The sequence below is a fragment of the Methylobacillus glycogenes JCM 2850 genome (genome assembly GCF_000617925.1).
In the GTDB taxonomy this organism is placed as follows: domain Bacteria; phylum Pseudomonadota; class Gammaproteobacteria; order Burkholderiales; family Methylophilaceae; genus Methylobacillus; species Methylobacillus glycogenes.
Window position 1 is genome coordinate 449,417 of sequence record NZ_BAMT01000002.1, and the last position, 12,641, is coordinate 462,057.

10 protein-coding genes, 1 tRNA gene and 4 pseudogenes are annotated in these 12,641 nt (G+C 53.1%); 12 read left to right on the plus strand and 3 right to left on the minus strand.

The genetic code is table 11. From position 1 onward, the window contains the following. Positions 1-18: 18 nt before the first annotated feature. The 3 genes and pseudogenes from JCM2850_RS23840 to JCM2850_RS17490 form a co-directional block, all read right to left on the minus strand. On the minus strand, positions 19-594 hold the full coding sequence (locus JCM2850_RS23840; protein WP_369384843.1) for a bifunctional 3,4-dihydroxy-2-butanone-4-phosphate synthase/GTP cyclohydrolase II: 576 nt from the start codon (positions 592-594) through the stop codon (positions 19-21). Beyond that, positions 574-1,102: pseudogene (ribB, locus tag JCM2850_RS23845) on the minus strand (3,4-dihydroxy-2-butanone-4-phosphate synthase); the annotation flags it as partial. The gene JCM2850_RS23840 and the pseudogene ribB, both read right to left, overlap by 21 nt. A gap of 68 nt (positions 1,103-1,170) precedes the next feature. After that, positions 1,171-1,775: pseudogene (locus tag JCM2850_RS17490) on the minus strand (riboflavin synthase). 460 nt (positions 1,776-2,235) lie between these two features. On the opposite strand from JCM2850_RS17490, the gene JCM2850_RS06010 reads away from it, so the two are divergent. The 12 genes and pseudogenes from JCM2850_RS06010 to JCM2850_RS06060 all read left to right on the plus strand — a co-directional run bounded on the left by JCM2850_RS06010 (position 2,236) and on the right by JCM2850_RS06060 (position 12,616). After that, the gene (locus JCM2850_RS06010; RefSeq protein WP_081774968.1) at positions 2,236-3,012 is read left to right on the plus strand and encodes a PEP-CTERM sorting domain-containing protein; all 777 of its coding nucleotides are present in this window, start codon (positions 2,236-2,238) and stop codon (positions 3,010-3,012) included. A gap of 88 nt (positions 3,013-3,100) precedes the next feature. Next, positions 3,101-4,365, plus strand: a pseudogene (locus JCM2850_RS17495) (lipoprotein-releasing ABC transporter permease subunit). After that, entirely contained in the window at positions 4,358-5,035 is a 678-nt protein-coding gene (gene lolD / locus JCM2850_RS06020) for a lipoprotein-releasing ABC transporter ATP-binding protein LolD (RefSeq protein WP_025870494.1), read from the plus strand. The pseudogene JCM2850_RS17495 and the gene lolD overlap by 8 nt, the downstream one beginning before the upstream one ends. 13 nt (positions 5,036-5,048) lie before the next feature. Further along, the gene (locus JCM2850_RS17500; RefSeq protein ID WP_234406116.1) at positions 5,049-6,794 is read left to right on the plus strand and encodes a ComEC/Rec2 family competence protein; all 1,746 of its coding nucleotides are present in this window, start codon (positions 5,049-5,051) and stop codon (positions 6,792-6,794) included. Then, positions 6,740-7,474 carry a ComEC/Rec2 family competence protein gene (locus tag JCM2850_RS22505; protein WP_234406124.1) on the plus strand — a complete coding sequence of 245 codons (735 nt, stop codon included), beginning with the start codon at positions 6,740-6,742 and terminating at the stop codon, positions 7,472-7,474. Before JCM2850_RS17500 ends, JCM2850_RS22505 begins: the two co-directional genes overlap by 55 nt. A gap of 88 nt (positions 7,475-7,562) precedes the next feature. Then, complete coding sequence (locus JCM2850_RS06030; protein WP_025870497.1) at positions 7,563-8,177, plus strand: MotA/TolQ/ExbB proton channel family protein; 615 nt, start codon at positions 7,563-7,565, stop codon at positions 8,175-8,177. Then, positions 8,174-8,596, plus strand: a complete 423-nt coding sequence (locus JCM2850_RS06035) for an ExbD/TolR family protein (RefSeq protein WP_025870499.1) — start codon at positions 8,174-8,176, stop codon at positions 8,594-8,596. Before JCM2850_RS06030 ends, JCM2850_RS06035 begins: the two co-directional genes overlap by 4 nt. 20 nt (positions 8,597-8,616) lie before the next feature. Further along, positions 8,617-10,367 (plus strand): annotated as a pseudogene (gene msbA, locus JCM2850_RS17505) (lipid A export permease/ATP-binding protein MsbA). Positions 10,368-10,387: 20 nt separating this feature from the next. Beyond that, positions 10,388-11,404 (plus strand): tetraacyldisaccharide 4'-kinase, encoded by a 1,017-nt coding sequence (gene lpxK, locus JCM2850_RS06045; protein WP_025870501.1) that lies wholly within the window; start codon positions 10,388-10,390, stop codon positions 11,402-11,404. Between the two features lie 5 nt (positions 11,405-11,409). After that, positions 11,410-11,589, plus strand: coding sequence for a Trm112 family protein (locus JCM2850_RS06050; RefSeq protein WP_025870503.1), 180 nt, complete (start codon positions 11,410-11,412; stop codon positions 11,587-11,589). 2 nt (positions 11,590-11,591) lie between these two features. Next, positions 11,592-12,365 (plus strand): 3-deoxy-manno-octulosonate cytidylyltransferase, encoded by a 774-nt coding sequence (kdsB, locus tag JCM2850_RS06055; RefSeq protein ID WP_025870505.1) that lies wholly within the window; start codon positions 11,592-11,594, stop codon positions 12,363-12,365. 175 nt (positions 12,366-12,540) lie between these two features. Then, positions 12,541-12,616: transfer RNA gene (locus JCM2850_RS06060), tRNA-Met, on the plus strand. The last annotated feature ends 25 nt before the right edge of the window (positions 12,617-12,641 follow it).

Here is a 12,641-nt window from a genome sequence, read left to right on the forward strand (position 1 = left end):
CTGAGTTGCGGGCCAGGGCTAGGGTGTATCGACGTAGCCGGTGATTTCCAGGCCAAAGCCGACAATGCTGGGCATCTTGCGAGGGGCTGCCAGCAGCTTCATTTTCTTGACGCCGAGATCAAGCAGGATTTGTGAGCCTATGCCGTAGTTGCGCAGGTCTTGGCGAATGCGCACGGGTTCATCGGCAAATTTGATACGTTCCACCAAGTCGGTGGCATCTTCACCATTGTTGAGTAATACCACGACGCCGGATTCAGACTCATGGATTTTCTTCATGGCCTGCAATGTGTTCCATGAGTGTGAGCGACTGCTCTCGTCAATAAGGTCAAACACCGAAAGCGGCTCATGCACGCGCACCAGCACTTCCTTTTCTGCATGAATTTCGCCCTTGACCAATGCCAAGTGCGTTTGGTTGGCAATCATGTCGGCATAGGCAATCAGGCGCATGGGGCCGTAAGGGGTTTGCACTTCGCGTTCGGCCGCACGCTTGACCAGGCATTCATTCTCGTTGCGATACTGAATCAGGTCGGCAATCGTGCCTATCTTCAATTCATGCTGGCGGGCAAATTCAATCAAGTCTGGCAGACGCGCCATGCTGCCGTCTTCTTTGAGAATTTCACAAATGACCGAGGCTGGGGTTAAGCCAGCCAATGCTGCCAGATCACACCCCGCTTCGGTATGGCCCGCACGTACCAGCACGCCACCATTTTGGGCGGCCACCGGGAATATATGGCCAGGGCTGACGATGTCGCTAGGCTTGGCATGCGGGGCAACGGCAGCTTGTATGGTGCGGGCGCGATCAGCGGCAGAAATGCCGGTGGTGACGCCAGTGGCGGCTTCAATCGAAACGGTAAAGTTAGTGCCCATGCCACTGCCATTTTTTTGCACCATGCAGGCAGATTGAGTTGCTTGCAGCGCTCCTCAGTCAGGGTGAGGCAGATCAGACCACGGCCATGCTTGGCCATGAAGTTGATATGTTCTGCCGTGGTGAACTGCGCGGCGAGCACAATATCGCCTCATTTTCCCGGTCTTCTTCATCTACCAGGATAACCATGCGCCCCTGGCGCATTTCTTCAATGATTTCTATGGTCGGGCTGATCATGGTGTTGGCTAGCTAGCTTTAAATTGATTGGTAATGGGGTTGGAAGGGCTGGATAAGACCACTACGCCTTAGGCGAGGTCGCCAGTGTTGCTCCACTGTGTCATGCGGTCTACATAACGGGCAATCAGGTCTACCTCAAGATTAACGCGGCTGCCTACGCCCAGCTGTTTCAGCGTGGTGACTTCTACGGTATGCGGAATCAGGTTGACGCTGAAGTCATCCTGATCAACATGGTTGACGGTGAGGCTGACGCATCAATGGTGATGGAGCCTTTAATCGCAATGTAGCGTGACAACTCATGTGGCGCACGCACCATCAGCAACATGCTTTCACCTACAGGCTCAAAGCGTATGACCTGGCCTACGCCATCTACATGGCCGCTGACCAGATGCCCGCCCAGTCTATCTGAAAGTCGCAAGGCCTTTTCCAGATTAACAGTGCGCAAGCTATCCAGGCCTACGGTACAGGACAGCGTCTCGCGCGAAACATCGGCAGAGAAGGTGTCTTCACCCAACTCCACCGCGGTTAGGCAAACGCCATTGACCGCAATGCTGTCGCCAATGGCGACATCTGCGAGATCGAGATTGCCAGTATTAATAAGAAGACGGGCATCTCCGTCATGCTCGGAGATGGACTTGATATGGCCTTGGGCCTGAATGATGCCAGTAAACATAACCCTCATTCTAGCAGACGTGATGGCTGAAATGGGGGCTTTTTGTTTGGAGGCTAAACGCTCGGCAAAGCAGGCCGGGACTGGCTTATGCCGAATGGCTACAGATTGGAAAAATGCTACGGCGGCATAAGGAAATAGTCTGTTTAGACTAATTAGTCCGAAGGCACTAATTAGTACGTGCGGACTAAATGCAAAAAATAAAACCGCGCCTATACTCCGCCTCAGCTTGAAGACAAACCAATCCAGGCACTGCTGAATTGGTCCAGGTTTTACCGTGAAGTAGCTGTAGTTGCCACAAGTTGCGAGTGAAGCCTAGTTGAAGCAAGCGGTTGAGCACGAAGATAAAGATGGTGAAATCGCACTAGATGTGGAAACGCAAGTTTGAGTAGCAATCATAAGCAGGCTTTTGCACCGGTAGCCGCTGAATAGGCACCGGCAATATTAAATCAAGAAAGGAATCATGATGTTGAATTTCAAGGGGACGTTTGCAGGTGCATTACTGGTTGGTATGTCTGTTCTGAGCACAACTGCTCTGGCAACACCAGTGAATACTGGCGAAAAGGCCAAGATTGTTGGTTTTGAATACGACAATCCTATCAAGGTTAATATTGAGTGGAAAAACTCTTCCAGCACTGTTAAGGCTGGTGCCTACGAAGGTGTTTGGTTGAACGGTGAGTCCTTCGCTGCTTTCTGTGTGGAAATTACACAAAGCCTGGCGCCACTGGGTAAGTACAACACTTACACCGAATCTTCCTTCAGCAGCGCTATCACTAGTAACCTGACCAACCTAGCTAACAAGTACTACTCTCTGGTTGATGATGCGATCTCCTCTGCTGCTTTCCAAGTGGCTATCTGGGAAATAGTGACAGAAACCAAGAAGGGTCTGGATCTGGACAAGGGTTACTTCCAGGCTGACAACACCACGACAACTGTCAAGCAGTGGGTTCCTATCATTGGTCACTTTGGTTTCCACAAATACGTGACTGTTGATGATCCTAGCTCCCTGGCTGCGATCAACCTGGCTAAGACTTGGTTGGCTGGCGTAAACGACAGCAGCGTTGCCAACACTGGTGACTACAGCTTGACCATCCTCAAGAACAGCAAGTACCAGGATCTGGTGGTATTCACCCCTATCGCTGCAGTACCTGAGCCAGCTACCTATGGCATGCTGATCCTCGGTATGGGCTTGATTGCACTGCTGGCCCGTCGCCGCCGCGCTGACACCATCCGCTTCTAAGACTTCAGTCTTAAAGCGCCAGAAAAACCCTTCCTCTGATGGAAGGGTTTTTTTATGCCTGTCGCCTGCATTCAAGCTAGAATGCGCCATGGCAATTTTCTCCCAACTTCCGTACGAGCTCTTTGTAGGCTTGCGCTATACGCGTGCCAAAAGACGCAATCATTTTATTTCCTTTATTTCCATGACCAGCATGATAGGCATAGGGCTGGGTGTGGCCGCGCTGATTGTCGTGCTATCGGTCATGAATGGATTTCAGGACGAATTACGCAACCGCATATTGGGCGTGGCTTCTCATTTGCAGATCACAGGCCCCAACAATGTGCTGGAAGACTGGCAGCGTCTTGAGCAGGCCGTAGAAGGAGCTCCGCATGTGCAAGCCAGTGCGCCGTATATCATGGCGCAGGGCATGTTGTCCTTTGGTCAGGCGGTGCAGGGCACCATCATCCGTGGTGTATTGCCAGACGCTGAGGATAAAGTCGCGGAACTGGGTAGCCATATGCGCGCAGGCAAGCTGACGAGCCTGCAGCCTGGCGAATTTGGCATAGTGTTGGGTAGCGAGCTGGCGCAGTCCCTGGGTGTGAGTCTGGGCGACAAAGTCGTGCTAATGGCACCACAGGGTCAGTTCACGCCTACTGGGGTGGTGCCGCGCATCAAGCAGTTCCGCGTGGTGGGCTTGTTCGAGATTGGCATGTATGAATACGATGCTGGCCTGGCGCTGATCCATATGCAGGATGCCGCCAAGCTGTACCGCATGGGCGATGGCATCTCAGGCGTCAGGCTCAAGCTGGATGATTTGTTTGGTGCCCCTAATGTGGCCAGGGAACTGGGTGCTAGGCTGATGGGGGTGGGCAATTATTACATCACCGATTGGACGCAGCAGCATGCCAATTTCTTCCGCGCTATCCAAATGGAAAAGCGCGTGATGTTTATCATCCTGGCGCTGATAGTAGCGGTGGCAGCATTCAATATTGTCTCAACCCTGGTGATGGCGGTGACTGACAAGCGTGCCGATATTGCCATCATGCGTACCTTTGGCGCCAGCCGCGCAGCATCATGCAGATTTTCATTGTGCAGGGTGCGCTGATAGGGGTGATAGGGACGGTGGTGGGTGCCTTCTTTGGTGTGCTGATTGCGCTCAATATTGACACTATCGTGCCTTTTATCGAGCGCGTTCTGGGCGTGCAATTCCTTGCCAAGGATGTCTACTATATAAGTGACTTGCCTTCGAAGTTACTGTGGTCTGATGTTGCGGTGATAGTGGTGCTGTCCTTTGTACTGAGCTTGCTGGCTACTTTATATCCAAGCTGGCGTGCGGCCAGGATTAACCCGGCGGAGGCGCTGCGCTATGAGTAATACCCCCATACTATCCTGCAGTAATTTGCAGAAAGCCTATCCTGGCCTCGATGTTTCGGTGCTTAACGGCATCAGCCTGCAAGTTGAGCAGGGCGAACAGGTGGCGATTGTTGGCACTTCGGGCTCAGGTAAAAGCACTTTGTTGCACCTGATGGGCGGGCTGGATACGCCCAGCGCGGGTGAGGTGGAGGTAATGGGTAAGTCGCTGGCGAGTCTCAATGAAGCTCAGCGCGGGGCTTTGCGCAATCAGGCGCTGGGTTTTGTCTATCAGTTCCACCATTTGCTGCCCGAGTTTACCGCACTGGAAAACGTTGCCTTGCCGCTGATGATACGCCGTATGTCACGTGTGCAAGCTGAGGAAAAAGCCAGGGAAATGCTGGTCAAGGTTGGCCTGGGCCACAGGCTAGAACATATGCCGGGCGAGCTCTCAGGCGGTGAGCGCCAACGTGCCGCTGTGGCGCGCGCGCTGGTGACTGAGCCGCGTTGCGTGCTGGCCGATGAACCCACGGGTAATCTAGACCGACACACTGCACAAGGCGTATTCGACCTGTTGCTGGAGTTGAATCAAAGTCAGCAGGTAAGCCTGGTGGTGGTGACGCATGACCTTGAGCTGGCGGGGCGCATGCAACGGCAGTTCCGGCTGGAGGATGGCAGGTTGAATCCTGCCTGATTAGGCCTCTATCATGCCCGGGTTTGCACTGGCTTTTGTTGCAGGTGCCTGGGTTCTTCAACAGTTTTCTCTTTTACCAGCCCTGGACTGGGGCTGGTGTTTCTTGCCATTTTGCCTACTGGCATGGTTTAGTCGCACTGTCGGTGGGCTGCTACGTGGCGCACTCATACTACTAGGTTTTGCCTGCGGGTTTGCCTGGGCATTATTGCTTGCCCATGCACGTATGCAGGATGTGCTGCCAGCGGAGTGGCAGGGTAGGGATATTGAAATCATAGGCGTGGTCTCCAGCCTGCCTGTGATGCATGACCGTGGTGTACGTTATGTGTTTGATGTTGAGCAGGTGCTGACCCCAAGCGCAGTGGTGCCCAGCCATATCTCGCTACAGCATTACTCACAAGGCTTTCAGTTACACGCAAAGGAAACCCCGCCACAGCTTGCAGCCGCAGACGCTGAGAGCGCAAGTGCCCTAATTCCGCAGCAACAATCTACTGCAGCAGCATTCCACGCTGGCGAGCGCTGGCAATTGCTAGTACGGCTGAAGCGGCCCCATGGCAACCTTAACCCGCATGGCATGGATATAGCGTTGTGGCTGCTGGAGCGTAATATCCGCGCTACAGGCTATATTCGTGCTGAACCTGCGCCGCGCAGGCTGGTGGCTAGAGTGGATCATCCGCATTATTGGATAGAGATTGCCCGGGAGCATATCAGTCAAAGAATCAATACCGTGCTGGAAGGTAAGGCCTACGCCGGGGTGATCAAGGCTTTGGTCATAGGGGAGGCGGACGCGGTCAGCCAACAAGATTGGCAGGTATTCCGCGCCACTGGCATTGTGCACCTGGTCAGCATTTCCGGCTTGCATATCACCATGCTGGCGGCACTGCTCTATGGCTTGGTGTATGCCATCTGGCGCCGGGTGCCGCGACTGACGCTGTATTGTCCCGCCAGAAAGGCAGCATTGCTGGCTGGGGTGCTGACCGCGCTGCTGTACGCCTTACTCGCCGGGTTCTCTGTACCTACTCAACGTACCTTATATATGTTGGCCATATTTGCGCTGGCGTTCTGGTCTGGGCGGCAGATCGATTTTGCGCGTACCCTGTCCATGGCCTTGCTGGTGGTGGTTGTGCTTGACCCCTGGGCTGTGCTGGCAAGCGGCTTCTGGTTGTCATTTGGCGCAGTGGGCTTGATCGCTTATGTCATGGGCGGGCGTTTGCAAAAGCCGCTGTGGTGGCGTGATGCCTTGCGGACGCAATGGGCGGTGACGCTGGGTTTGCTGCCCTTGCTGATGCTGTTATTTCGCCAGGTATCCCTGATATCACCGATTGCCAATGCCTGGGCCATTCCTCTTTTTAGCCTCCTAGTGGTGCCACTGGCTTTGCTGGGGAGTTTTCTGCCACTGGACTGGCCTTTGTGGCTGGCACATGGCATGTTGCAACTGGCCATGCAGTTGCTGGCGTGGATGGCAGATTGGCCTCTTGCACTCTGGCAGCGCCCGGCACCTTCGCTACGAGTGCTTGTACTGGCAATGCTGGGCATGGCCTGCCTGCTGTTGCCACGTGGGTTCCCTTTGCGGCATCTGGGCTGGCTAGGCTTGTTGCCCATGCTGTTGTTGCCAGCAGCCAGGCCCAATTCAGGCGATATGCGCCTGACGGTGCTGGATGTGGGGCAGGGCGAGGCGGTTGTGATTGAGACGCGCGCCATACCTTGGTGTACGACACTGGCCCTAAATACTCCAGCGAAAGCGATGCCGCTAGTGCGGTGATTTTGCCCTATCTGCAAGGCCAGGGCATTTCACGAGTTGATGGCTTGGTCGTGAGTCATGATGACCTTGATCATAGCGGTGGCATGGCATCTTTGCTCAAGGGGATTAAAGTCGATTGGGTGTTGAGTTCATTGTCCAAGGATAAATTCAAGTCAGAATTGCAAGCCATCCAGCACAGAGACTGTCAGGCAGGAGTGGCCTGGCGCTGGGACGGAGTCAGTTTCAAGCTGCTTTATCCTGAGAATGCTGGGGCTATTTCTACCGCAGTGAAAAGCAATAACCGTAGTTGTGTGCTACAGGTGCGCAGTGCGGCAGGAAGTGTGCTGTTGCCTGGCGATATTGAGCGCTCTGCCGAGATGGATTTGCTGCAGCAATATCCTCGGGAGTTGGCAACTGATGTGCTGCTGGCGCCGCATCACGGCAGCAAAACCTCTTCTACGCCACCCTTTGTGGCGGCGGTCAGGCCCAAGGTAGTGGTATTTACGGTGGGGTATCGCAATCGCTTCAAGCATCCTCGGCCCGACGTGGTGGCACGCTACACCCAGGCGGGGGCTCAATCGTATCGCTCGGATCGGGATGGGGCTGTGATCATGGAGTTTAGCCAGGGTAAAGATATGCAAATCACACGCTGGCGCGGCAAGCAGCAGCGCTATTGGCATGATAGTGCGGCAGTACTTTAGGCGGCCTTCCCTTGCTGAAACTGGCAACGCACGATAAAGTAACGCCACTTTACAGAACAACTTTGACAGAACACCTTAGGAGCATTTTGTGTGGGAAATTATTAAAGCCGCAGGCTGGCCAATTTGGCCACTGATTTTCGCTTCTGTGGTGGCGGTTGCCATCATTATCGAACGCCTGATTGCCTTGCGTGAAAAACAGATTGTTCCCAAGACCTTGTTGCCCGAAGTGCAAAAATGGTTAGGCCAGGGACGTGCTGGTGTAACTGCCGATGCCTTGAGCAAACTTGAAGCACATTCCTTGCTGGGTGAAGTCTTTGCCAGCGCCCTGAAAAACCTGGGTGCACCGCGCGAAGTCATGAAGGAAGCCGTGGAAGAGTCCGGTCGTGCCGTGGCGCACAAGCTGGAGAAGTATTTGAATACCCTAGGCACAATTGCCACAGTCAGCCCCTTGCTGGGTTTGCTGGGTACCGTCATCGGGATGGTGGAGTTATTCGGTGCCTTTACCGCTACTGGTCATGATGTTGCCCAATTCGCCCGTGGTATCTCGGTAGCGCTCTACAATACTGCAGGCGGTATTGTGGTTGCGGTGCCGGCCATGATTTTCTATCGCTACTTCCGTGGCAAGATCGATGGTTTTATCGTCGACATGGAACAAGAGGCGGTGAAACTGGTTGAAATTATTCACGGCGAGCGCAAGGAATGAATTTCCAACGAGGCAGAAAGCACGAAGATCTCGAGATGAATCTCGTGCCATTGATAGACGTGCTGCTGGTCATCATCATCTTTTTGGTGGTCAGCGCTACTTTCTCGCGTGTCACCGAGTTGCAGATCAACTTGCCCTCGGCTGAAGCCAACACGCCGCAGGATAAACCTTTGGTGGTGAATGTCGGTGTCGATGAGTCCGGCCATTATGTCGTCAATAGCAAGGACGTGGCGGATGGTTCCGTCTCTGGTATCGCCGATGCGCTGAAAAAAGCCGTGGGTGATGGCAAAGATCCCACCATTATCATTAGTGCTGATGCCAAGAGCAGTCATCAATCCGTGGTGAACGTGATGGAAGCTTCACGCCAGGCTGGCTTCAGCCAAATTACATTTGCGACCCAGGCACGTTCTGGTTCTTAAATTCCTGAAAAGCTTTAACAATGTCAAATGATGTGCCCGAGAAGGCGCTAGCCAAGCCGCCTAGCGCTAAGGAGCTTTACCTGCGCCTTCTCAAATATGCAATCCAGTACTGGTTTGTATTCCTCATCAGCGTTATCTCGCTGGTTATCTTCTCCGCCACCAATACCGGCTTCCTCGCTACCATCAAGATGGTCACCGATGAGGCTTTGTCAGCCAGGATTCCACCAAGCTGCACCTGTTGCCACTGATGTTGTTTGGCCTGTTGGCCACCAGGGCATTGGCGGGCTTTGTGTCCAATTTCACCATGCGCTGGGTGTCGCGGCGCGTGATTGAGAATTTGCGCCGGGATACTTTTGGCCGCCTGATGCGCTTGCCTGTAAGTTTCTTCGATGCCACTTCTGCCGGGGTGGTGACCTCCAAACTCACCTACGATACCGAGCAGATGGCGGGCGCTTCTACCAAGGTGGCGATGAGCGCGGTACGCGATGTGCTGACCATCATTGGTATGGTGGCATACATGTTGTATCTGGATTGGCGCTTGACCTTGATCTTCGCCGTGGTGGCTCCAGTCATGGCGTGGTATCTGAAAAAGATGACGCCCAAGCTACGTAGTTCTGGTAAGTCTGTGCAGCAAAGCATGGGTGAGATGACCCAGGTCATAGAAGAAGCGGTTTCCGGTCAGCGCATGGTCAAGATTTTTGGCGGCGGTGATTATGAATACCAACGCTTTGCCAAGGTAGCAGGTAAAAACCGTCATATGCAGATACGCTTGGCCAGATTGTCAGGCATGAACAGCATGGTGGTGGAGTTGCTGGCAGGTGTGGCGCTGGCGCTGGTGGTGTATTACGCGGTGGGTAAGTTCAGCGCGGGTGAATTTGCGGCATTTATTGGCGCTTTGCTCATGTTGATAGCCCCGGTCAAAACCCTGACTGGCCTTAATGAAGAGTTGCAAGTCAGCCTGGCTGCGGCTCAGAGTGTATTTGAGCTGATAGATTCTGCGCCCGAAGATGACAATGGTGCTAAAGAGCTGGCGCGCGTTCAGGGTGAAATTACTTTTGAGCATGTCACCCTGCAATATGCCAACGCCAAGCGCCCAGCGCTCAAGGATTTGAATTTTAGCGTGCAGCCGGGTGAAAAAATTGCCCTGGTTGGACGCTCTGGCGGCGGCAAGACCACACTGGTTAACCTATTGCCACGCTTCTATGAAGCGCAACAAGGACGTGTGTTGCTGGATGGGGTGGATGTGCGCGACCTCAGCCTCAAGAGCTTGCGTCAGCAATTCTCCCTGGTGAGCCAGGATGTGATTTTGTTTAACGATACCGTATTCAATAATATTGCCTATGGCGTGCTGCGCAATGCCAGCGAGGCTGAAGTGATTGCTGCTGCCAAGGCCGCCCATGCCTGGGATTTCATTCAGCAACTGCCCAATGGGCTCATGAGTGAAATTGGTGATAGAGGTGTTCGCCTCTCTGGTGGTCAGCGTCAACGTCTGGCAATTGCCCGCGCGATCTTGAAGAATGCGCCTATCCTGTTGTTGGATGAGGCCACTTCGGCACTGGATACTGAGTCCGAGCGTCATGTGCAGGCGGCACTGGATGAGTTGATGCAAAACCGTACTTCCATCGTCATCGCCCATAGACTGTCTACTATCGAAAATGCGGACCGCATATTGGTCATGGAGCAAGGGCAGATCATAGAAGGCGGTAACCACGAGGAATTGATGGCGCTTGAAGGCCATTACGCCAAGCTCTATAAAAAACAGTTTCACTAATCATTGAGGAGGCTGGACGCATGAAGCAGCTGCTCAGTATCTGGCTACAGCACCAGTGGTATCAAAGCAGTCCATGGCAGATATTGCTGCGGCCATTCGCCTGGTTGTTCTGGTTGCTCTCCAGCCTACGTAGGCAGGCATATCGTTTACGCCTATTCAAAAGCACGCGTCTCCCTGTGCCAGTTATTGTGGTTGGTAATATCAGTGTTGGCGGAACAGGCAAGACACCCTTCGTCATCTGGCTGGTCGATCAGTTGCAACAGCAAGGTTGGCGTCCAGGGATTGTGAGTCGCGGTTATGGTGGCGACGTAGTGCACACTCAACAAGTAGATGAAAAAAGCCTGCCCGAAGTGGTCGGCGATGAGCCCGCGTTATTGGCACAACGCACTGGTGTGCCCTTGTTTGTTGGCCGTAAACGTAGTCGTGCCGCCCGACACCTGCTGCAACAATACCCCCAGTGCAATCTCATTATTACCGATGATGGTCTGCAACATTACGCACTAGAGCGAGATATCGAAATCGCCATCGTCGATGGCGAGCGCGAGTTTGGCAATGGACAGCTGCTGCCAGCCGGGCCTTTGCGTGAACTGCCCTCCAGGCTTAACGAAATGGATGCCGTAGTATTTAATAGTGCTGCACCTGCGGCAGGTGCATATCTCATGCAATTTGTACCAGGCAAGCTGCATCTATTGCAGGAGCCAGCTAAGCAAATTGACATAGCCGACTTTATCAATGAATTTAAAGGCCAGCGTGTTCACGCAGTCGCAGGCATTGGTCACCCGCAGCGGTTTTTCAATCAGCTCGAACTGCTTGGACTCACCATTGTGCCGCATGCGTTCCCGGATCATCACGCTTATACCCCGCAGGATCTGCAGTTTGCAGCAGGTGAGCCTGTCATCATGACTGAGAAGGATGCGGTCAAGTGTGTGACTTTTGCCCAGAGTGACTGGTGGTTTATGCCCATCAGTGCGGAAATTGACAGAGCGCTGATGGATAAAATCCAGACCCTGCTCGCAAGCTTGCAATATAAGGAGTAATACAGATGGATACGAAATTGCTGGAAATACTGGTGTGTCCTGTGTGCAAAGGGCCACTGCAACATAAGAAGGCAGAGCAGGAGTTGGTATGTAAGCCATGTAGATTGGCCTTCCAGATTCAGGATGGTATTCCGGTGATGCTGGAAGATGAGGCGCGTAAGCTAGCAGCTGAAGAAGAGGTATAAACGTGACGTTCAAAGTTGTGATTCCTGCACGCTATGCCAGCAGCCGCCTGCCGGGTAAGCCACTACTTGATATCGCTGGCAAACCTATGGTGGTGCGTGTGGCCGAGCAGGCGGTGGCGAGCGGCGCAGAAGAAGTTGTAATTGCAACTGATCACGAGCGTATAAGTGATGTAGTAGAGCAGCATGGTTACAGTGTGGTGATGACGCGTGCAGATCACGCATCTGGGACTGATAGGATTGCAGAAGTTGTAGAACAGCGCGGCTGGGCTGGTGATGCGATTATCGTGAACGTGCAGGGTGATGAACCCTTGATTGAACCTACATTAATACAAGATGTAGCAAACAACCTGGCCAGCCACCCGGAGGCTTCAATGGCGACAGCATGCCATAGCTTGCATGACACACCTTCTATCTTGAATCCTAATATAGTGAAAGTGGTATTAGATAATCAAGGCCATGCCTTGTATTTCAGTCGTGCACCCATCCCTTATCCACGCGATGCATTTGCTGCCAACCAAGATGTGCCGAATGACATGCCTATATATAGACATATAGGCATATATGCTTATAGAGCACAATTCCTGAATGCCTATGCAGCATTAAAGCCAGCCGCGATTGAACAGTTTGAATCCCTGGAGCAACTACGGGTACTCTGGCATGGCTACAAAATTAGCGTCCAAGTCACCCAAAAAGCACCTGCAAGCGGGGTTGATACCGAGGCGGATCTTGCTTATGTGCGGTCTGTGCTCATTGCGCAGCAAAATCTACCACTATAGATAAAGTGTGGTTTTGGTGATCAGGACATTGATTGCTATAGACAATGTGGCTGCAACAGCCACTCCTGCTCAATCCGGACAGTAAATAATCTCCGAAAAGCGTTGACACCAAATTCCAGACTTTGCTATAGTTTCACCTCTCGACGCAACGTACATAACGAAGCGACGAATCGGACGCGGGGTGGAGCAGTCTGGCAGCTCGTCGGCTCATAACCCGAAGGTCACAGGTTCAAATCCTGTCCCCGCAACCAAAGAATTACTGCAAGTTTTATAGAT

Coding starts and splice junctions, on each gene's coding strand:
- JCM2850_RS06050 (WP_025870503.1), top strand. CDS start 11,410: ATGGATACGAAATTGCTGGAAATACTGGTGTGTCCTGTGTGCAAAGGG.
- JCM2850_RS06035 (WP_025870499.1), top strand. CDS start 8,174: ATGAATTTCCAACGAGGCAGAAAGCACGAAGATCTCGAGATGAATCTC.
- JCM2850_RS17500 (WP_234406116.1), top strand. CDS start 5,049: ATGCCCGGGTTTGCACTGGCTTTTGTTGCAGGTGCCTGGGTTCTTCAA.
- lpxK (WP_025870501.1), top strand. CDS start 10,388: ATGAAGCAGCTGCTCAGTATCTGGCTACAGCACCAGTGGTATCAAAGC.
- JCM2850_RS06010 (WP_081774968.1), top strand. CDS start 2,236: ATGATGTTGAATTTCAAGGGGACGTTTGCAGGTGCATTACTGGTTGGT.
- lolD (WP_025870494.1), top strand. CDS start 4,358: ATGAGTAATACCCCCATACTATCCTGCAGTAATTTGCAGAAAGCCTAT.
- JCM2850_RS23840 (WP_369384843.1), bottom strand. CDS start 594: ATGGCGCGTCTGCCAGACTTGATTGAATTTGCCCGCCAGCATGAATTG.